Annotated in this window: 16 protein-coding genes; 5 read left to right on the top strand and 11 right to left on the bottom strand. The window is 68.2% G+C overall.

The features are described from left to right. Nucleotides 1–4: 4 nt before the first annotated feature. From F0U60_RS11265 to F0U60_RS11280, 4 genes are all read right to left on the bottom strand, one after another. The gene (locus F0U60_RS11265; protein WP_395817828.1) at nucleotides 5–922 is read right to left on the bottom strand and encodes a transglutaminase domain-containing protein; all 918 of its coding nucleotides are present in this window, start codon (nucleotides 920–922) and stop codon (nucleotides 5–7) included. Nucleotides 923–926: 4 nt separating this feature from the next. Continuing rightward, nucleotides 927–1,469, bottom strand: a complete 543-nt coding sequence (locus F0U60_RS11270; protein ID WP_395817831.1) for a DUF350 domain-containing protein — start codon at nucleotides 1,467–1,469, stop codon at nucleotides 927–929. Between the two features lie 39 nt (nucleotides 1,470–1,508). After that, nucleotides 1,509–3,224, bottom strand: a complete 1,716-nt coding sequence (locus F0U60_RS11275) for an LVIVD repeat-containing protein (RefSeq protein WP_395817833.1) — start codon at nucleotides 3,222–3,224, stop codon at nucleotides 1,509–1,511. 101 nt (nucleotides 3,225–3,325) lie between these two features. Then, nucleotides 3,326–4,648 carry an ArnT family glycosyltransferase gene (locus tag F0U60_RS11280; protein ID WP_395817836.1) on the bottom strand — a complete coding sequence of 441 codons (1,323 nt, stop codon included), beginning with the start codon at nucleotides 4,646–4,648 and terminating at the stop codon, nucleotides 3,326–3,328. Nucleotides 4,649–4,845: 197 nt separating this feature from the next. Here F0U60_RS11280 and F0U60_RS11285 point away from each other — a divergent pair, with 197 nt between their 5' ends. After that, a complete protein-coding gene (locus tag F0U60_RS11285; protein WP_395817840.1) occupies nucleotides 4,846–6,939 on the top strand; it encodes a thioredoxin domain-containing protein in 2,094 nt (697 codons plus the stop codon). A 54-nt stretch (nucleotides 6,940–6,993) separates the two neighbouring features. On the opposite strand, the gene F0U60_RS11290 is transcribed toward F0U60_RS11285, so the two are convergent. The 4 genes from F0U60_RS11290 to F0U60_RS11305 form a co-directional block, all read right to left on the bottom strand. Further along, nucleotides 6,994–8,250 carry a hypothetical protein gene (locus F0U60_RS11290; RefSeq protein ID WP_395817842.1) on the bottom strand — a complete coding sequence of 419 codons (1,257 nt, stop codon included), beginning with the start codon at nucleotides 8,248–8,250 and terminating at the stop codon, nucleotides 6,994–6,996. A 90-nt stretch (nucleotides 8,251–8,340) separates the two neighbouring features. Then, nucleotides 8,341–9,867 (bottom strand): transglutaminase family protein, encoded by a 1,527-nt coding sequence (locus tag F0U60_RS11295; RefSeq protein ID WP_395817845.1) that lies wholly within the window; start codon nucleotides 9,865–9,867, stop codon nucleotides 8,341–8,343. A gap of 2 nt (nucleotides 9,868–9,869) precedes the next feature. Continuing rightward, the gene (locus tag F0U60_RS11300) at nucleotides 9,870–10,253 is read right to left on the bottom strand and encodes a GNAT family N-acetyltransferase (RefSeq protein WP_395817847.1); all 384 of its coding nucleotides are present in this window, start codon (nucleotides 10,251–10,253) and stop codon (nucleotides 9,870–9,872) included. Beyond that, nucleotides 10,207–11,331: an ATP-grasp domain-containing protein gene (locus tag F0U60_RS11305; RefSeq protein WP_395817850.1), complete on the bottom strand. Its 1,125-nt coding sequence runs from the start codon at nucleotides 11,329–11,331 to the stop codon at nucleotides 10,207–10,209. The genes F0U60_RS11300 and F0U60_RS11305 overlap by 47 nt, the downstream gene beginning before the upstream one ends. Before the next feature lie 106 nt (nucleotides 11,332–11,437). Between F0U60_RS11305 and F0U60_RS11310 the strand changes: the two genes are divergently transcribed. Next, entirely contained in the window at nucleotides 11,438–12,727 is a 1,290-nt protein-coding gene (locus tag F0U60_RS11310; RefSeq protein WP_395817854.1) for an HD domain-containing protein, read from the top strand. Then, nucleotides 12,724–14,238: an MBL fold metallo-hydrolase gene (locus F0U60_RS11315; protein WP_395817857.1), complete on the top strand. Its 1,515-nt coding sequence runs from the start codon at nucleotides 12,724–12,726 to the stop codon at nucleotides 14,236–14,238. Before F0U60_RS11310 ends, F0U60_RS11315 begins: the two co-directional genes overlap by 4 nt. Before the next feature lie 239 nt (nucleotides 14,239–14,477). Here F0U60_RS11315 and F0U60_RS11320 read toward each other — a convergent pair whose 3' ends face one another. The 3 genes from F0U60_RS11320 to F0U60_RS11330 all read right to left on the bottom strand — a co-directional run bounded on the left by F0U60_RS11320 (nucleotide 14,478) and on the right by F0U60_RS11330 (nucleotide 17,702). After that, nucleotides 14,478–16,334, bottom strand: a complete 1,857-nt coding sequence (locus tag F0U60_RS11320; RefSeq protein WP_395825191.1) for an FTR1 family protein — start codon at nucleotides 16,332–16,334, stop codon at nucleotides 14,478–14,480. A gap of 97 nt (nucleotides 16,335–16,431) precedes the next feature. Further along, complete coding sequence (locus F0U60_RS11325) at nucleotides 16,432–16,911, bottom strand: dihydrofolate reductase (protein ID WP_395817860.1); 480 nt, start codon at nucleotides 16,909–16,911, stop codon at nucleotides 16,432–16,434. Continuing rightward, the gene (locus tag F0U60_RS11330) at nucleotides 16,908–17,702 is read right to left on the bottom strand and encodes a thymidylate synthase (RefSeq protein WP_395817862.1); all 795 of its coding nucleotides are present in this window, start codon (nucleotides 17,700–17,702) and stop codon (nucleotides 16,908–16,910) included. The genes F0U60_RS11325 and F0U60_RS11330 overlap by 4 nt, the downstream gene beginning before the upstream one ends. 198 nt (nucleotides 17,703–17,900) lie before the next feature. Here F0U60_RS11330 and F0U60_RS11335 point away from each other — a divergent pair, with 198 nt between their 5' ends. Both F0U60_RS11335 and queG read left to right on the top strand, forming a co-directional pair. After that, complete coding sequence (locus F0U60_RS11335) at nucleotides 17,901–18,461, top strand: cob(I)yrinic acid a,c-diamide adenosyltransferase (RefSeq protein WP_395817864.1); 561 nt, start codon at nucleotides 17,901–17,903, stop codon at nucleotides 18,459–18,461. Nucleotides 18,462–18,507: 46 nt separating this feature from the next. Beyond that, nucleotides 18,508–19,527, top strand: a complete 1,020-nt coding sequence (gene queG, locus F0U60_RS11340; protein WP_395817868.1) for a tRNA epoxyqueuosine(34) reductase QueG — start codon at nucleotides 18,508–18,510, stop codon at nucleotides 19,525–19,527. Nucleotides 19,528–19,551: the final 24 nt, after the last annotated feature.

The raw sequence follows: 19,551 nt of genomic DNA on the forward strand, positions 1-19,551 counted from the left end.
CCCCTTACTCGGTGGCCTCCCACTCTGAGTCGGACTCGTCGGGCAGCTCTGGCAGGGGCAGGGCCTTCCACAGGTGCGGCTTGTCGTGCTGGGGCGGAATCATCCCGAGGGGCCAGCCCTCGGTGGTGAGCTCCGCGTAGCGGTAGATGCGGTCACCCAGCCGGATGGGAGGGCCGCGCACGGGCAGGGCCACGCCCACGGCGGCGTGCGAGAGCGGGTCCGAGTAGAGGATGGCCGCGTCGATGCCCGCCTGGCGCAGCAGCATCACCGCGAGCACGGCCTTGGAGTCGCAGTCGCCTCGGTCCTGTGCGGCGACGAGCGCTGGCGGGAGGATGCCAAAGGGCTGGCCTTCGGGCTCCACGTAGTGAATGCGCTGGACGAAGGTGATGATGAGCTCGGCGGCTGCCACCGGGTCCAGCCGCTGCGTGCGGATGTGCTGGACGAAGCGCTTGCCGAGCTCGCGCACGGGGTCGGCGTTGCTGCGCATCAGCTCGGCGTAGATGCAGCGCATGTCTGTCTGGCACTCGGGTGGTGCCTGGTAGGTGAAGCGGGCCCGGCTGAGCTGGCGGAAATGCATCTTGCGGCCGTACGCCTGGTGCTCGCGTTCGAGCTCTCTCGCGAGGGCGCTGCCCAGACCGTAGCCCAGCCGGTACTCCGGGGGCTCGAGCGCCTCGGCACGCCACTCATAAAGCTGGGCCTCGCTCGGCGGCGTGGAGGGAGGGAGGAGGACCATGCCCAGGTGCAGACCCCGGGCGCCGATGGACTCGAGGGGATGCTCCGTGTCCGTGAGGGGCGTGTGCGAGTGCACGTCCCGGGAGGCGAGCCAGTAAAGCCCGAGGAAGCCGCAGCAGCACACGGCGGCGAAGAAGACGAGGAAGAGCTCGAGGAACGTCTTCCCCTTGTTGGGCGGTGGGGTGTCCACGGAATCAGGCAGGGGCGCGGAACGTCGAGGGCGGGAGCTCGGGGAAGGGGATGAGGCCGTTGAGGGTGGCTTGCAGGCCCGGCGCGGTGAGCAGGGCAATCACGAGGAGGACGGCGGCCAGCACGAGCGCGAGTGCCACGTTGCCGCGGCGCACCTCGGCGAGCTCGTCCACGCCAGGAGTCATCTTGTCGAAGAGGAGCACTCCCAGGGCGAGCACGCCCGTGCCTACGAAGAGGGACACGCCCACGTGCAACAGGGCGAACACAATGAGCTGCACCAGCATTCCAGGCCGTGGGAAGGAGCCGCGGAAGGTGAGGTCCATTGCGTCGAAGGTGGCGTTCACCGCGTTCTGCGCCAGCAGCCCGAGCGCGAGCAGGCTGGCGGCATGGACAACACCGGCCGCGATGTTGCCCTCGCGCAGGTCCCGGGTCGGATCCGTGTCGAGGAGCCGGTTGAGGCCGCGGAAGGCGAGCCAGATGCCAAGCGCGGCCACCAGTCCACCGAAGAGCACCTTGGACAGCCCTACGGCGACGAGGATCAGGTTCATACGGGGAGGGAGTCTACCTGCCTCCCCGGTTTGGTGCCGTTACTTCGTCTCGCGGAGGATGAGCAGGCCGCGGGACGTGTCGACCACGTAGATGAGCCCCGCGTTGGCGGCGGAGACATCCGGCACCTTGGGGACGCGGATGCCAATGGCGCCTTCGTAGAAGCCCAGGCCGCGCATCGGGTCCTCGGAGCGGAAGGTGTTGAAGTAGCTGAGCTCCCGAGGCTGGGCGGGGTTGGCCACGTCAAGGACGCGGACGCCCTCATGGTAGTAGGCGATGTAGAGCCGCTTCCGGGCCTCGTCGAGGATCATGTTGTGGATGGAGACCTCCTCCCGCAGGCGGTAGCGGGTGATCAGCTTCACGTGGGCGGGGTCCGTGACATCGAGCACGCGCAGGTGCGAGCCCCAGTCCTCACCGCCCTCGAAGGCGATGAGCCTGTCGCCGAAGGTGCCCACGGCGCCCGCGTGGCTGTGGGCGGAGTTGAGCGTCGGGTTGCCCTTGGAGTCCACGCCATAACGGTAGGCGCCCAGATGCGTGGGCTCCTGCTCGTCCACCCGGGAGACGTCGCTGATCTGCATGCCGTACGACCAGTAGTAGCTGTACATCCGGCCCTGGTAGACGAAGGCGTCGTGCACGTAGGCGCCGGGGTAGGAGGCGGCGCCGGGCGGCTCGTAGCGGCCGATGAGGCGCGGGGCGCGGGGGTTGGAGATGTCGTAGATGCGCGTCGGGTCACCCATGGCGTAGAGGTGATTGCCCTCCACGAAGACGGTGTGGGCATCCGCGTTCTCCTGCACCTGCACGGGGGTGAGGACGGGGTCATCGGGGTTGGTGATGTCGAAGGTGACGACACCGTAGTTACCGCTGGCAACGTACAGCGCGTCACCCTTGGCCCAGACGCCGTTCCAGTAGCCCCTCTCGCTGGAGATTCGTTTCGTGACGCGCGGGTTCGCGGGGTCGCTCACGTCGATGACCGTCAGGCCGCCCACGCCCTGGTACGTACCTTCGATGGAGACGACGTACGCGCGGTTCTTCGTGACGTAGACGTCCACCGGCAGGCCGAAGAAGTAGTCGGAGCCATCCTGGTTGAGGATGGGCGTCTCCGAGACGAGCGTGAGCCCGTTGGCCTCGCTCTCGCCCCGGGCGGGAGTGATGCGGGCGGCCTTGAAGGTGCCCTTCTCGTAGGCCTGGCCATTGAGGCACACGGCGTAGCAGCCGGTGAAGTGCTCGGAGTCCTGGGCCGAGCAGCCGGCATAGCCCACCGTGACGTTGGCAACGCCGCCGTCCGCGAATCTGCCCTCGGTGTGCCTCGAGACGAACCAGGTGTCGTCCGAGAGGTACTTGGTGAGGTACATGTTGTCGCTGTCGGTGCTCCAGCCGTTGAAGGTCTCGGTCCCACCGTCCTCCCGGAGCGAGTGGCTCTGCTTGAAGTAGCGCACGCCCCCATCGCTCAGTTCCATGCGGCCGTGGGTGGTGAAGACGCCCTCCTTGCCAATGCTGCCCAGCGTGGTGCGCTGACACGCGGACAGGTCGAAGCTGCTGAGCTCTCCGCACTGCGTGCCCGTGGTGCCCTGTTTGAAGTGGCAATTGGCGTAGGGGCCCGTGACCGCCCAATCTGCCTCGGCCGCCTCGGGTTCCACCACCACCCCAGAGTCGGGGCTGTCACCACCACACTTCGTGCCCTTGCACTTGGGCTCGTCACAGCCCGCGGCCAGAGCCAACGGCAGACACAACAGGAGGGTGAGGCGACTGCGCCACATAGAGTTCTCCAATGTGAGAGGGGTCTCCCAGGTACGGGGAGTGCCGCGAAGCATACTCCGAGGCTCGCGGAGGCCGTGTACCCCCCCGGTGCGCTCGGCCGTCAGGGCTTCGCGTCGCGCAGCCGCCAGACGGAGAAGGTGTGCACGAGGCGCCCGCGGAAGTCGGCGGGCAGTACCACCGGCCCCTCCACGGAGGAGAAGCGCGCGGTCAGCTCGTCGGGTGGAGTGCGGCCCTCGGAGAGCCACAGCGCGTCCTTCCCGGGTGCCAGCAGGGGCTCCGGCCAGAGGTCATATTGACTGCGGCGGGCCCCGCCAGCGGTGTCCGTGGGCAGCCGGGTGTAGTACGCCACCTCGGAGGCGAGCTGATAGCTGGGCGCGAACACCACCGCCACGTCCTTGCGTACGAGGCCGGGGAAGAGCCGCGAGGGCTCCGAGAGCTGGGATAGCTCGGCCCAGCCATGGGTGCGTGACAGGGGGACGTCGCGCTCGAAGCGCAACAGGGGGAAGAGCAGGTGCGAGCCCACCGCGAGCACCCCCACGAGGTTGGTGAGGGCCGCGGCGCGGAACCACCCGGGACGCATGCCGGCGATGCCCACGCACGCGGAGAGGTACGCGGCGGCCGGCCAGTTGGCCTCGCCCCGGGTCCGAATGGAGGCGTAGCCGAACAGCAGGAGGGGCGCGGCAGCGGCGGCGCGCAACAGGAACTGCTCCTTCGGGCCGCGGAGGATGTACACCCCCGTCAGCACGAGCAGCACCGGGCCTCCCATTGCGAGCTGGCCGGCGAGGAACTCGCCGAAGGTGCGCCAGCCGCCCGTGCCGCCGAGGCCGTGCTTGAGCTGGAAGGCGAAGCCCACCCAATCGTGATTCGCGTTCCACGCCACCACGGGCAGGAAGAGGAGCACCCCAAGCAGCGCGGTGAGCCACGCTCCAGCCGGCAGGCGGCGCGCGCGCACGCAGGCGGCGACGAAGGCCGCGGCGAGCAGCACGCCCGGGTACTTGGACAGCAGCGCCAGCCCACAGGCCAGCCCGGCGAGCACCCACCGCTCACGGTAGAGCGCCCACAGCGCGAGCACCCAGCACAGCAGCAGGGGCGTGTCCGGGGTGGACCACACGCCGGCGAGGATGCCCGCGGGCACCAGGCTCCACAGCGCGGCTGCTCGCCAGGCCGCCTCGCGCTGGCCGTACACGTCCCGGGCGAAGCCCCACACGGCTGCCACCGTGCCCAGGCCGCACAGCACGGCCGTGGGTCGGATGCCGAATCCGGAGATGAGCCAGGCTACCAGCGGCGGGTGGTCGTAGTAGCCCCAGTCGAGGTGTTGGGCCCACTGCCAGTAATAGGCCTCGTCGAAGTAGACGTCCGTGCCCAGTGCGAGCGCGAGCCGCACCCCCACGCTCACCGCCAGCAGCACCAGGCAGAGCGTCATGGGGTTGGGGGCTCGGGAGCTGAGGGACTCGGCCACGGGCCTGGACTAAGCGCAAATACGGGCCTTTGCCCAGCACCTTTCTGCATGTCCCTGAACGCTCCGGCTCATACCGGAGGACACGCACCTTCCGAGCAGCTTGCTCGCGCTACGGGTGTCCCCTATCACACTGGAAGTCGCCCTACTTCGAGGAACCTCCTATGGCCCAGACTCCGCATTCCGGTGCGAACAACCGCCTCGCCCGAGAGCCATCGCCCTACCTGCGGCAGCATGCGTCAAATCCAGTGGACTGGTACCCCTGGGGGGACGAGGCCTTCGCTCGGGCTCGCGCGGAGGACAAGCCCATCCTGCTGTCGGTGGGGTACTCGGCCTGCCACTGGTGCCACGTGATGGCGCACGAGTCCTTCGAGGATCCCACCATCGCCGGGTTGATGAACAAGTGGTTCATCAACGTGAAGGTGGACCGCGAGGAGCGGCCGGATGTGGATCAGATCTACCAGGGCGTGGTGCAGCTGATGGGGCAGGGGGGCGGGTGGCCGCTGACGGTGTTCCTGACGCCGGAGCTGCTGCCCTTCTTCGGAGGCACCTACTTCCCGCCGCAGGACAAGTACGGGCGGCCGGGCTTCCCGCGGGTGTTGGAGGCGCTCCACGACGCCTGGGAGACGAAGCGCGACGAGGTGCGGCGCCAGTCGGAGGAATTCCGCGAGGGCCTGGGCGAGCTGGCCAGCTACGGCCTGGACGCCGCGTCGGCGGCGCTGAAGCCGGAGGACCTCGTCGCCATGGGCGAGACCATGCTGCACCGGGTGGACCCGGTGAACGGTGGCTTTGGTGGCGCACCCAAGTTCCCCAACCCGATGAACGTCGCGCTCCTGCTGCGAGCGTGGCGGCGCAAGGACGCGCACGAGGCGTTGAAGAAGTGGGCGCTGCTGACCTTGGAGAAGATGGCGCTGGGCGGCATCTATGATCAGCTGGGGGGCGGCTTCCATCGGTACTCGGTGGACGAGCGGTGGACGGTGCCCCACTTCGAGAAGATGCTGTACGACAACGCGCAGCTGCTGCACCTGTACACGGAGGCGTACCAGGTGCAGCCGAGGCCGCTGTGGCGCAAGGTGGTGGAGGAGACAGCGGAGTACGTGCGGCGCGAGATGACGGACGCGCGCGGCGGCTTCTACGCCACACAGGACGCGGACAGCGAGGGCGAGGAAGGGAAGTTCTTCGTCTGGAAGCCCGAGCAGGTGCGGGAGGTGCTGCCGCCGGAGCTGGCCGAGCTGGCCCTGCGCCACTTTGGGATCACTCCCGCGGGCAACTTCGAGCACGGGGCCACGGTGCTGGAGGCGGTGGTGCCGGTGGAGACGCTGGCCAGTGACTTCAAGCTCACGGTGGAGGAGGTGGAGCTCCGGCTGGGCGAGGCCCGGCGGCGGCTCTTCGAGGCGCGGGAGAAGCGGGTGAAGCCGGGGCGGGACGACAAGATTCTGGCGGGGTGGAACGGGCTGATGATCCGGGGCCTGGCCTTCGCGGGACGCGTCTTCGATCGATCGGACTGGGTGGCCCTGGCCCGTGGAGCGGCGGACTTCCTGCTGTCGGAGCTGTGGGATGGTCAGCGGTTGCTGCGCTCGTACCAGGAGGGACAGGCGCGCATCCCGGGCTTCCTCGAGGACTACGGCGACCTGGCCGCGGGACTGACCGCGCTGTACCAGGCGACTTTCGAGCCGAAGTACGTGGAGGCCGCGGAGGCGCTGGTGAAGGCGGCGGAGGCGCTCTTCTGGGATGGGGAGAAGCGGGCGTATCTGACGGCGCCGAGGGCGCAGCAGGACCTGGTGGTGGCGACCTACGCGACGTTCGACAACGCCTTCCCCTCGGGGGCCTCGACGCTGACGGAGGCGCAGGTGGCGCTGGCGGCGCTCACGGGGAACAAGCAGTACCTGGAGCTGCCGGAGCGCTACGTGTCGCGCATGAAGGAGCAGCTCCGGCAGAACCCGATGGGCTACGGGCATCTGGGACTGGCCGCGGATGCGCTGGTGGAAGGAGCGCCGAGCGTCACCTTCTCTGGGGCACAGGAGGCGGTGAAGTCCCTGCTGTCCGTGACACGGGCGACCTACGCTCCCACGTTCGCCTTCTCATGGAAGGAGCCGGGGGCGCCGGTACCACCGTCGATGCGAGAGACCTTCGAGGGCCGCGAGCCGGTGGGTGGCCACGCCGCCGCCTACCTGTGCCGCCACTTCGCCTGCGAGCCGCCCATCAAGGAGCCGGGCGACCTCGCGAGGAAGCTGGCCCTGGTGCCTACGGGCACTTGAGACACTCGGGGCGCGGGGTTCAGCTCCCGCGCCCCGGGAACAGCACCGACGGACCTAGAAGAGCCGGATGGTGTTGCTCTGGTCGCCGCCGATACGCAGGTTCTTCACGGCCGCCACATCGTCCACGCCGATCGTCCGGCAACCGGCCGCGGAGCCGATGGCGCGAACCTGACGGGAGTCCGTGACACCGCGCGGGCGCACGACGATTCCATTGAAGGAGATGGTGGTGTTGCGGTCATCCTGATCGAACGCGATCTCCGCCCTGTAGCCCACCGTCAGCGTGAGCCCGTCACCGGAGACTTCCGCCGTGACCTGCTCCGACACGGAGTTGTCGGGGGTGTTTCCGTAGAGCTTGCCCTGAGTGGTGTCGGCATCAGGATTGCCAATGGCCTCAGCAGCCGTCTGGCAATCCGCCGTGCCGGGGACGATCTCCACCGGGCGGTTGAAGGTGACGACGAGCTTGCCGTCCGCGCCCACCAGCTTGTAGGCGTCATCCACGTTGGAGCGCACCGCGTAGAGCAGGCTGTCGGTCGAGCCAGCCGTCGTCAGCTGCATGCGCTGCTCGCTCTGGGTCACGCCGGCCACGATGACGCTCTGACCCGCCAGGGTCCGACCGTCCAGGGCCTGGTTCAGCACACCCTCGCAGTTGTAGCGGGCGCCGTTGACGAGCTGCGCGCCCGGGATGACCGCCACGCCGTCATCACCCGAGGTGGCGCTGAGGGTGGTGGTACCCGTGTTCTTCGGCACGAGGAAGTCGTTGAAATCGCCCGTGACCCCCAGCGAGCTGGTGGCGTCATGGATGTACTGGCAGATGACCTGGGCCCTCGCCACCGGCTGGCCGTTGAACTCCACGTTGAACCGGTAGTCCGTGGCATAGCCCTTGGGGAACAGCCGGATGTTGCCCACGTACTGCGCGTGCTCCTGGTCCCTGGAGAGGAGGGGGTACGTGAACTCGCCCACGAACCGCTCGTAGCCCGGGGCCTGCGCGAAGATGGGGACGATCATCCCCTCGGGGATTCCGTCGATCTGATAGCAGCCGTCCGCCTCGATGGCGTTCTCCTCGGTCAGGTCGCCGCTGCCGCACGGCACCGCGCGACGGAACTCGCCGTCGATGACCGCGTACACCTGGCTCTGGCTATTCTTTTCGTCGTCGACGTTGTTCTTCTTGCCGTCCGCCTGGAAGAAGTTCAGGCGCTGTCCGGTCTGGCCGTCCACGATGAAGCCCACGAGTCGGCCACTGTTGGCCTCATGCTCACAGCCCGCGAGGGCGAGCAGCGAGGCCACCAGAAACTTCTGAGTCAACTTATGCATGAAACCCCCGGTACACATGCCACAAAGGCGGGGGTTGCATAGTCGACTTCACGACATCTTGCCAAGGGGGGGTGTACCCCCTGGCACCTTCTATCTCACCTCGACGACCTTCAGGCTCCCGATGAGAGGCGTGATTTCCGCGTTTCCCTCCTGGCCCACGCCGAAGTGAGTGGCGTCCGCGACCACCTGGTTGAAGGTGGGGTCCATCTGGGTCCACTCGCCCACGAAGGCCTCCACCCACTCGTGCCAGTAGAGCGCCGGCACGCCGTCCTGGTTCACCATGTAGATGACGCCATCCACTCGCCGTGCGGGTATGCCGGCCGCGCGCAGCAGGGACACCGTCAGCAGCGAGTGCTCCGTGCAGTCACCCTTGCGTTGGCGCAGCACGTCCGTGGCCCGGTCCGCGCTCGCCCCGTAGTCCTTCTGCAGGTTCTTCGCCACCCAACCGACGATCGCCTTCGCCGCCGTGTAGGCGTCCTTCTCCTCGCCCACCAGCTGCTTGGAGAGGTCGCGGATCTGCGGGTTGTCGCTCTCGACGATGATGGAGGACTCGAGGTTCTTGCCACCGTCGGGGTCCGCGAGCGGCCGGGGCTTGAGGCTCTTGGGCTCGGGCGCTTGCGCCGACAGCGTCACCAGCACGCGGCCGTCCGGCTGCGGCTGGTACTTCTGCCGGTAGGTGTCGCGCTGGAACTTCTCCGGCAGGTTCTCCATCACCAGCTTCACCTGGCCGGGGATGGCTTGAGCCTCGGCCGGCAGCGGCTTGGGCAGCACGACGCGGGTGAGGCCAAACACCTCCACCACGTCCAGCCGCTTCGCCATCGCCTCGGGCTCGGCGCGGGCCTTCATCGTCTGCCCGTACTCCATCTCCAGCAGCCGTCCGTCCTCGGCGACGTAGGCGGTGACGGGCACCTTCTCCTTGTCCGAGACGCTGACGGCCTTGCCAACCTTCACCTTCACCCCGCTCACCAGTCGCTCCTCGGCGGGCTGCACCGTGGTGACGAGCTTGTAGGTGCCCAGGTCCGTCCCATCCAGCGCGCTGCCGGCCACGTTCGCCTGGCGCAGCAGGGCCACGCGAACCTGATCGGCGTCCTCCACCACCTCGGTGGTGGGCGGCAGGTTCACCGTCTCGTCCGCCATCCCCGGACGCTTGCGCACCACGCTCATTCCGGTGGGCGTGACGGTGCCCACCAAGGTTTGAGTGCCACCATCCCCGCGCTGCTGGATGGTGAAGGCCACGAGCCTCCCGCCGGGCCCGGCTTCGTAGATGCGCTCCTCCCGGTGCATGCGCTCGGACGTCCGGGCACCCACCTGCGCCTTGAAGTGCAGCTCGTTGATGCTGCGCACCCGGTCGTTACGGCCCGGGACGAGTCCCAGGTCGTTGAAGACGTAGCCCACCTTCTTGTCCACCAGGTACAGCCCCAGGTACTCGCCGCCCTGCGGACGGCGCGCCTTGAGCACGTCGGAGACGGTGGCCGGAGCCTGGGCGGGTTGCGCCTGGCTCGGGGCCTGCTGGGCCTGGGGCGCCGCGGGCGCGGGCTCCTGCTTCTTGCACTGCACGAGCGCCAGGCTCAGCAGCGCGGCGCCCAGAGAGGGAAGGGCTTTTCGGGAGAGTCGCACTCTTAGAGTCGCTTGGAGAGGATGATGAGGTCGTCGCCGGCCTTGTAGAACTCGCGGATGCGCGCCTCCTCCATGTACTTCATGGAGGCGTAGAAGCCGCGGGTGGGACCATAGGCCTCCGTGGCGCTCGTCTCCACACGGATGAGCCGACCCTTCTGACGGCGCAGGTCCGCCTCCATGCCGGCAACCAGCGAGGCGCCAATGCCCTGGCCACGCACCGTGGGGTCCGAGGCAATCCAATACAGGTCGTACGTCCCCTCCGTCATCGGCGTGGGGCCGTAGCAGACGTAGCCCACGAGCTTGCCGTCCCGGTCCGCGACCAGAATCTTGTAGTCGCGGTTATTCGGCTGAAGCGCGAGATCGACGAGCTCGATTGCGCACTCCACCTCTTCCGGCGAGAACGTTTCGATTCGACGGATCAGGGAGGCGAGGGGCTCCCGGTCCTTTCCTTCGAGCGGTCGGATGTCCATGGGCTCTCTCTAGAGCGATCTCCACCAGGCGCCTGGCCAGAGCGGAGTAGTCGATGCCGGCCGCGCGCGCGGCCTTGGCGAATCCCGCCTCGGGGTGGAGATCGCAGTTGGGGTTGATGTCGATGACGTAGGGCACGCCCTCCGGAGTGACCCGGAGGTCCACGCGTCCGTAGTCCTGGCACTCGAGGGCGGCGAAGGCATCCATCGCCGTCTTCACGAGGCGGGCCTCCAGCGCGGGGTCCTCCAGCAGGCAGGGCCCCGAGGGAGTGTTCTGGTACTCGGGCGAGTCGGCTTCCCACTTGCCCGCGTAGGTGACGATGTTGGGCCGGTCCTCGAAGAGCTTGCCGAAGCGGATCTCCGTGAGGGGCAGCGCCCGGCGCGGGTTGTTGCCCAGCAGCGGCACGTAGATTTCGCGTCCAGGAATGAACTGCTCCACGAGCGCGGGCTGTTGAAAGGTGCGCAGCACCGCCTCCACCGTGCGGCCCAGGGCCGTCCGGTCGTGCACCACCGAGTCGTGGGTGATGCCCACGCTGGCGTCCTCGCGTGCGGGCTTGACGATGAGGGGGAAGGGCAGGTCCACCAGGCTCACGTCCTCGAGCCGGTCCACGCGCGCAAAGCCAGGTGTGGACACCCCGCGGGCCTTGAGCAGCTCCTTGGCCTTGTCCTTGTGCAGCGCCAGCGCCAGGGAGAGCGCCGGCGAGCCGGTGTAGGGCAGCCCGAGCATGTCCAGCAGGCAGGGGATGATGATCTCCCCCCGAGCGTCCGCGGCCACGGACTCGCAGAGGTTGATGACCAGGTCGGGCTGCATCCGAGCGAGCGCGTCCACGAAGTCCAGCCGGGAGCCTTCGACTGCGAGCGGCTCGGCGTGGGTATCTCCATGGGAGAGGGCCTCGGCCAGGGACGAGGCCACGCGCATTACGTCTTCTCGCGCCTCCCGACCCGGGTCGTCCTCCAACAGCTCATGGTCTCGGTTGTACAGGATGGCGATGTGCATGCGTAGTGCGGTGGCAGGGTTAGCACGTCCCCCAAGGGGATGACAGTCCACATATAGGCCGTTTGGCTGGCCGCCGAGCAGTTCCCGGAAGTATGAGAGGAGAACCATGCGGATTCGCGACCCCATCCACGGCACCATCGATGTGAGTGGTGAGGAGAAGGCCGTCATCGACAGCCGGTACTACCAGCGGCTGCGACACGTGCGGCAGCTCGGGTTCGGCGACCTGGCCTTCCCGGGCGCCACCCATACCCGGCATGCCCACTCGCTCGGCGCCATGCACGTGGCCTCGCGGGTGTTCCACGCCGTGGCGAGCCGCTCCAGTCTGCCCGACGACGTTCGCAAGCGCTTCAGTGCCGCGGTGCGTCTGGCTGTGTTGTGTCATGACCTGGGGCACATGCCGCTCTCCCACGCCTCGGAACGCATCGCGCCCCCGCGAGCTTCCCTGCGGCTGCCCTCCTGGTTGGACGCCGTGGCGGAGGGCGAGCAGGCGACCCATGAGGACTTCACCGCGAAGCTCCTGTTGGACAGCTCACTCACTCCCATCATCGAGCAGCACTACGGGCCGATGGGCATCACCCCCATGGCGGCCGTGGGGCTCATCACCGGGGCGCGGCCACCGCAGGATCCGGGCTTCTCGCACGGAGGGGTGGACTGGACGCCGTTCCTGCGCGCCATCGTGTCCGGCGAGCTGGACGCGGACCGGATGGACTACCTGGTGCGCGACTCTTTCTATACGGGAGTGAACTATGGCCGGTATGACATGGATTGGATCGTCTCCAACCTGAACCCGGCGGTGAAGGACGGGCGCGCCTATATGGCGCTGAGCCGTGCGGCGGCGTTCGCCTTCGAGGACTTCCTCCTCAGCCGCTACCACATGTTCGTTTCCGTCTACTACCACCACACCTCGGTGAACTTCGATTACATGCTGCGGCGCTACTACGAGGAGGCGCCCGGCGAGTTCGAGATTCCCTCCGACCCCGAGGCCTTCCTCTTCTGCGATGACGTGGCGCTGTGGCACACGCTGCGGCGCTCGAAGAACCGGTGGGCGCAGCGCATCTACACGCGCAATGGCTTCAAGCTGCTGGCGCAGTTCACCGAGCGGGACGTGGGCTACGACCTGGACGTGCTGCGCAGCGCGCTGGTGACGGGAGGCTTCGAGCACTTCACGGTGGAGTCGAAGGGCGTGCTCTCCAAGTACTTCTCGGAGGGCTCGGGCCCGAGCCTCTTCATCGTCGACGTGTCCACCGGACGGCTGACGGAGGTGGCGCGCTACACGCCGCTCTACCAGCGCTACAGCGGCGCGGTTCGGCTGTCTCGTCTGTATGTGCGGCCGGATCAAATCGAGGACGCGCGCAACATGATGGCGCGGCTGCTCGGACAGGCGGTGCAGCCATGAGCGAAGCGTTTCCCGGTATGCCTCCGCCGCCTCCCGTCGCGGAGACGCGGCCTGCGTCGGTGGCGGTGCCCTACCGCCGGACACCCGAGGGCGTGGAGGTCTTCTGGGTGAAGCGGGAGAAGGCGCTCGCCTTCGCTGGGGGCTTCTACGCCTTCCCCGGCGGCAAGGTGGACAAGACAGACGCGCTGGTGCCGGTGCGAGGCGCCTCGGGGCAGGAGGCCGCGCTGCGGGTGGCGGCGGCGCGCGAGCTCTTCGAAGAGACCGGACTGCTGGTGGCCGAGGGCGCCATGCGGGTGTCCGCGGACGAGATGCGGGAGATGCGCCGCGCGCTGCTGGAGAAGCGGAGCTCGTGGTCGGAGCTGCTCCAGCGGTACGGGCTGATGTTGCGGGCGGAGGACTTCCCGGACGCGGGGCGGTGGGTGACGCCGGAGTTCGCGCCGGTGCGCTTCGACACCTTCTTCTACCTGGTGGAGGCGCCCGCACACGCGCAGGCGGAGTGGTGGCCCGGCGAGCTGTCGGAGGCGGCGTGGGTGAAGCCGGCCGAGGCGCTCGCGCGTTGGGAGCAGGGGACGGCGTTGCTGCACCCGCCCGCGCTGCACGTGCTGCGGGTGATGGCGAGCTTCGACACCCCGGCGCGGGCCTTGGCGAGCCTGCGCGAGCAGCCGCATTGCCCGGACTTCATCGCGCAGCGCATCGAGTTCCAGCAGGGCGTGCGGGTGTTCCCGCTGCGCACGGCCACGCTGCCTCCGGCCACGCACACCAATGCGTACGTGCTGGGCAACGGCGAGCTGCTCATCGTGGACCCGGGCGCGGACGACGAGGCCGAGGTGGCGCGGCTGCTGTCGCTGGTGGAGGGGCTGGTGGAGGACGGGGGCCGCGTCAAGGCGATCGTGCTGACGCACCACCATGGCGACCACGTGGGCGGGGTGCGCGCGGTGAAAGAGCGGTTGAAGGTGCCGTTGTGGTGCCACGCGCGGACGGCGGACCGTGTGGACGTGCCGACGGATCGGTTGCTGCAGGACGGTGAGGTGCTGGAACTGGCGGGGACTCCGCCGCAGCGCTGGCGGGTGCTGTACACGCCAGGCCATGCGCGGGGTCACGTGTGCCTCGTGGACGAGCGGACGCGCGCGGCGGTGGTGGGTGACATGGTGGCTGGCGTGGGCACCATCGTCATCGATCCGCCCGAGGGAGACATGGGCGAGTACCTGCGGCAGCTCGCGCGGCTGAGGGACCTGCCGGTGACGACGCTGCACCCGGCGCACGGGACGGCGATTCCGGACGGACCGGGGAAGCTGCAGGAGTACTTGGCTCACCGGGCCGCGCGAGAGGCGCGCATCGTGGCGGCAGTGCCCCCAGAGGGCGCGACGCTCCCGGAGGTGCTGGAGCGCGCGTACGCGGACACGCCGCCGTTCTTGTTTCCCGTGGCCGAGCGGAGCGCCCTAGCGGTGCTGCTGAAGCTTGTGGAGGAGGGCCGGATGCGCGAGGACTCCGGCCGTTACCTGCCGACCTGAGCCTCTTCAGGTAAGTCCCGTGAAGAAGTGCCCCTGGGAACCTGCGCTGATAACCGCGGCCATATCCCCTCTCCCCTTTTGGGAGAGGGACGGGGTGAGGGTATCGGGTGAACTCGGGTTGAACCCTCTGTCCCCATTGCGGACCACGGGTTGAAGGACGGGCCCGGCTACCCTCACCCCCACCCTCTCCCGAGGGGAGAGGGGGCATTGATTCGCTTCGGTTACTTCCCTGAAGGGGGTTACCCCTGTGACGACACGTCCGCCAGTCGCGTGGTGCCCCCGCGGCGCTTGATGAAGTACACGATGATCGGGATGGCCGTGAGCACCAGCTGCGGGATGAGCGTCATGGCATCCGGGAAGATGCCGAGCGGCTCGAAGGTGAAGAGGGGCAGAGGCCGCAGCGGCACCAGACCCACCTCCTGCAGAGCGCGCAGCCCCTTGCCGAGCAGGATGATGGCGGTGACGACCAGCAGCACCGTGGACGCCTTGAAGAGCGTCTTCATGGGCAGCTTGTAGCCCACGCGGTTGATGAAGAGGACGAGCACGGTGAGGGCCACGGCTCCCAGGGCGCAGCCCCAGGCCACGCCGGAGAGCGAGTCGAGCGCGAGCCCCTGCAGGAAGATGGCCGTCTCCACGCTCTCGCGCAGCGCGGCGGAGAAGGCGATGGCGAAGAGGCCGGCGCCGCTGCCCTTTCCGAGCGCGCCCTGCATCTTCTGGCGCAGCTCGCCCATGAACTTGCTCATGTTGGCGCGCGCGTTGAGCCACAGGGCCGCGTACAGCAGCATGACCACTGCAGCGAGCGCAGCCACACCCTCGAGCATCTCGCGGTTCGCTCCACCCAGCAGGTGCCGTCCGAAGATGAAGAGGAGGGCGCCCACCACCAGCGCGGACACCCACCCGGTGTGCACCACGCGCGCATACGTGGGGGCCTGCATCTTGCGCAGCATCGCCAGCAGCGCGGCGATGATGACGGTGGCCTCGAAGCCCTCGCGCAGGAGGATGAGCAGGGTGAGCCACATCACCGAGATGAAGCCCGCGGTGGTGCCACTGCTGCGGCGAGCCTCGTCCAGCAGGGACAGCAGGATGCGGCCTTCGTCCTGAAGGTGCGGGCTCTTCTGCTCGGCGGCGAGCCGCGTGTCGAGGAAGGCCTTCTCCAGCTTCAGCACCAGATCCGGATTCCGGGCGCGCAGGGTCGCCTCCACCGGCTCAAGCCCATTGAGGTAGGCATCCAGCAGCGCGTTGCGAGCCCCGAGTGAATCCCCGCCGGCGCCCAGCTTCAGGGCCTGCTCCACGAGGTTGCGCGCCGTCAGCAGGCCGCGCTCCTCGTCCACGTCGGGCATCTTGCGGCGCAGACACGCGAGGTGTTCCTGCCCGTGGGCCTGCACGAGCTCCGGGTCCGTGGAGTTGGCGAGCTTCTCCAGCGAGGCGCGCGGCGGGTTGCCGTCACACGCGGGCTGGCGGAGGGTGAAGACGTAGAAGGCGACGGCCCAGCGCTCCTCCTCCGAGAGGGTGGGGAAGCCAGGCATGGGCGTACCGGGCACGCCGAAGCCCACGGTGTTGAAGGCCTTGTACGGGGTGAGCCCGGCCATGATGTCCGGGTCGTGGAAGTTGGCGGGCTTGGGCTCCATCGTCTCGGCGATGGAGACCTGCGCGCGCCCGTCCGCGCCGTGGCACGCCGCGCAGTTCTGCTGGAAGAGCTGCTCGCCGAGCTTCAGGTCCGGCGGGGTCCGCGGGCTGCGCGCCAGACCGCCGGCGAGCACCAGGTCCTCCACGAGCGCCCCGCAGTCACGGCTGACGCCCTCGGGATCCTCGGCCTTGTCCACACGCTCCTTGATCTCCTTCAGGCGCGGCAGGAAGGCCTCGCCCCGGGGACCCAGGTCACCAGCCGCCTCGGTGGCTTCTGCGATGAAGCTGCGCTGCTCGGCCAGCTCGAAGTCAGACTTCGACTCCACCGCCATCGGGTAGTCCGCCTGGAGATACTGGAGGATGCCCACCAGCCGGTGCCAGGTGCGCCCCTCGGACGCACTGTCATCGGCGGCGAAGGCAACGGGGGCCGCGATCAGCAGGGACAGGAGCAATAAGGCAGGGCGCTTCACATCCAACCATGTACCAGCCCCCTCCTATTGTTTCAATTCTGCGAATCAAAATCAAAATGATTGAAGACAATAGGCATCAGTTCGCGGGCAGGGAGCGCTACCGCTCGTAGGTGAGGAAGGAGAAGGGCGGCTCGGTGGCGGTGGCCGGGTGGTGCTCTTCGGCCAGGAGTCTCCAGGCGGACAGGTCCACCTCGGGGAAGAAGGCGTCGCCCTCGTACTCGCGCTCGATGCGCGTGAGGTACAGCCGCTGCACGCGCTCCAGCGACTGCCGGTAGAGGTCCGCGCCTCCGGCGATGAAGGGCTCGTCATCACCGCGCGCCTGCTCCAGGGCCTGCTCCAGCGAGTGCACCACCTGCACGCCTTCGGGCGCGTAGTCCCGTTGGCGTGTCACCACGACCATCGTCCTGCCGGGCAGCGGCCGGCCGATGGACTCGTACGTCTTGCGGCCCAGGATGAGCGTGTGCCCCATCGTGAGCTGCTTGAAGCGCTTGAGGTCCGCGGGCAGCCGCCAGGGCAGGGTGTTGTCCTTGCCGATGCAGCGATTGGAGGCCATCGCCACGATGGCGGAGAGGGTCATACGGCCACCGGCGCCTTGATGGCGGGGTGGGGCTCGTAGTCGCTCAGCGTGAAGTCCTCGTACTTGAAGTCGAAGAGCGAGCGGACCTCGGGGTTGAGCGTCATCTTCGGCAGCGGACGCGGCTCGCGCCGGAGCTGCTCGCGGGCCTGCTCCAGGTGGTTGAGGTACAGGTGCGTGTCACCCGTGGTGTGGATGAACTCGTGCGCCTGGAGCCCCGTCACCTGCGCCACCATCATCGTCAGCAGCGAGTAGGAGGCGATGTTGAAGGGCAGCCCGAGGAAGATGTCCGCGCTGCGCTGGTAGAGCTGGCAGGAGAGCCGGCCCTCCGCCACGTAGAACTGGAAGAGGATGTGGCAGGGCGGCAGCTTCATCGCCTCCAGGTCCGCCACGTTCCACGCGCTGATGATGTGCCGGCGCGAGTCGGGGTTCTTGCGCAGCTGCTCGACGAGCTGGGTCAGCTGGTCGATGGAGCCGCCGCCGGGCTTCGGCCACGAGCGCCACTGGTGCCCGTAGATGGGGCCGAGGTTGCCCTCCGCGTCCGCCCACTCGTCCCAGATGGTGACACCGTGCTTCTGCAGGTCGCGCACGTTGGTGCCGCCCGCGAGCATCCACAGCAGCTCGTGGATGATGGACTTGAGGTGCAGCTTCTTCGTCGTCACCAGCGGGAACCCCTGCGTGAGGTCGAACCGCATCTGGTGGCCGAAGATGCTCAGTGTTCCGGTTCCAGTCCGGTCACTCTTCTTCGTGCCGTGGTGAAGGACGTGCTCGAGCAGGGCGAGGTACTGTTTCATGGTCGGATCGATCCACTCGGCCCTTCGCGGGCGCAAAACGGGGAGCGGCATCTAACCCAAGTGATGTGGGCCGCGCGACAAATCGGGAAGGGGGGATGCTGGATCTCCGACGAATGCGCGCGGTACGAGCCCGCCGTACACCGCGAGTCCGTCTTCTGGTGGAAGTCTCGGAGGGGAGACCATTAGAAGGGGCGCGCCATGAAGATCTACACGAAGACCGGAGACTCGGGAGAGACGGGCTTGTTCGGCGGAGGTCGGGTGCGCAAGGACAGTGTGCGCGTGGATGCCTACGGAGAGGTGGACGAGCTGAACGCCTCGCTGGGGCTGGCGCGCTCCTTGTCCATGCCCACGGATCTGGACGCGCTCCTGCTGCGGCTGCAGGACCAGCTCTTCACCGTGGGGGCGGTGCTGGCGACGCCCGTGGGCACCAAGGCCTCCGAGCACATCCCCAGGCTCAAGCCTGAGTGGGTGACGGACATGGAGAAGGCCATTGACGCCTTCGAGACCGAGCTCTCGCCCATGACGCACTTCATCCTCCCGGGAGGCAGCCAGGCGGCCGCCGCGCTGCACCTGTCCCGGACGGTGTGCCGCCGGGCCGAGCGTCGGGTTGTCGCAGCCATGCGCGAGGGAGAGGCCCAGCAGGAGGTGGTGGCCTACCTCAACCGCCTCTCGGATCTGCTCTTCGTCATGGCGCGGGTCGCCAACCACCGGGTGGGCATCGAGGATGTGAAGTGGATACCGGAGAAGCCCGCGAAGTAGCACGTCAGGGCCCCCCTGGGGCGGCGACGCGGTTATGTATGAGCCCGTGAGTCCGCTGCCCACCGCACATCTTCGCCAACTCTCCAAGCAGGTCGGCTTCGACCTCGTGGGCTTCGCACGCGCCGAGCCCATTCCTCCCGACTTCCTCCTGGGATGGCTCGAGGCCGGCTGCGCCGCGGACATGGACTGGCTGGGCACGCGGGCCGCCGAGCGTCTCGACGTCTCGCTGCTCCTCCCAGGCGCTCGCACCGTCATCGCCTTCGCCACCAACTACTACCGCGATGAGCCTCGTTCATCGGGCTCGCCCATTGCCCGCTACGCGCGTGGACGGGATTACCACTCCACCCTGCGCGACAAGCTGAAGGCTTTCCGCAGGTTGATCTCGGAGGCCTACCCCGAGGTGCATCACTACGGCAGCGTGGACTCGGGCCCGCTGATGGAGAAGGTGTGGGCCGCGCGCGCGGGCCTGGGCTACGTGGGCAAGAACGGGTGCTTCATCACCGAGCCGTATGGCTCGTGGGTGTTGCTGTCGGCGCTCGTGCTCGACGCCGAGGTGGACGCGTACGCGGGTGGTCCCGCCGAGGACCGCTGTGGCCACTGCCGCAGGTGCATCATGTCCTGCCCCACGGGTGCGCTGCTGGGCCAGGGACGCGTGGACGCGCGGGCCTGCCTCTCCTACCAGACCATCGAGAACCGCCACGCCGAGGTGCCCGAGTCCTTCCGCGTGGAGATGGACAACATCATCTTCGGCTGCGACATCTGCCAGGACGTCTGTCCGCTGAACCGGAGCCCCGTGTTCACACCCAACGAGCGCTTCGCGCCCCGGGCGGTGGCGGAGCTCGGGGTGATGGAGCTGGCCGCGCTCACCCCCGAGCAGTACGCGCAGCTCATCCCAGGCACTGCGCTCGCTCGGGCCAAGTACGATGGTCTGCGCCGCAATGCCGTGTACGCGCTGGGCGCCACGAAGCAGACCGAGGCGCGGCCCCTGTTGGAGCGGTTGAGCGAAGATCCGAGTGAGCAGGTACGTCATGCCGCACAGTGGGCGCTGCGGCACCTGGACGCGTAGTGTGAACTGCGTGTGACGCGCTCC

The organism is Archangium minus (genome assembly GCF_044360475.1).
In the GTDB taxonomy this organism is placed as follows: domain Bacteria; phylum Myxococcota; class Myxococcia; order Myxococcales; family Myxococcaceae; genus Archangium; species Archangium minus.

Bases quoted from the DNA above. Each gene is read 5' to 3' on its own strand.
- F0U60_RS11305 (WP_395817850.1), bottom strand. From the start codon at position 11,331: ATGCACATCGCCATCCTGTACAACCGAGACCATGAGCTGTTGGAGGAC.
- F0U60_RS11285 (WP_395817840.1), top strand. From the start codon at position 4,846: ATGGCCCAGACTCCGCATTCCGGTGCGAACAACCGCCTCGCCCGAGAG.
- F0U60_RS11325 (WP_395817860.1), bottom strand. From the start codon at position 16,911: ATGACCCTCTCCGCCATCGTGGCGATGGCCTCCAATCGCTGCATCGGC.
- F0U60_RS11290 (WP_395817842.1), bottom strand. From the start codon at position 8,250: ATGCATAAGTTGACTCAGAAGTTTCTGGTGGCCTCGCTGCTCGCCCTC.
- F0U60_RS11310 (WP_395817854.1), top strand. From the start codon at position 11,438: ATGCGGATTCGCGACCCCATCCACGGCACCATCGATGTGAGTGGTGAG.
- F0U60_RS11280 (WP_395817836.1), bottom strand. From the start codon at position 4,648: ATGACGCTCTGCCTGGTGCTGCTGGCGGTGAGCGTGGGGGTGCGGCTC.
- F0U60_RS11335 (WP_395817864.1), top strand. From the start codon at position 17,901: ATGAAGATCTACACGAAGACCGGAGACTCGGGAGAGACGGGCTTGTTC.
- F0U60_RS11315 (WP_395817857.1), top strand. From the start codon at position 12,724: ATGAGCGAAGCGTTTCCCGGTATGCCTCCGCCGCCTCCCGTCGCGGAG.
- F0U60_RS11330 (WP_395817862.1), bottom strand. From the start codon at position 17,702: ATGAAACAGTACCTCGCCCTGCTCGAGCACGTCCTTCACCACGGCACG.
- F0U60_RS11275 (WP_395817833.1), bottom strand. From the start codon at position 3,224: ATGTGGCGCAGTCGCCTCACCCTCCTGTTGTGTCTGCCGTTGGCTCTG.
- F0U60_RS11270 (WP_395817831.1), bottom strand. From the start codon at position 1,469: ATGAACCTGATCCTCGTCGCCGTAGGGCTGTCCAAGGTGCTCTTCGGT.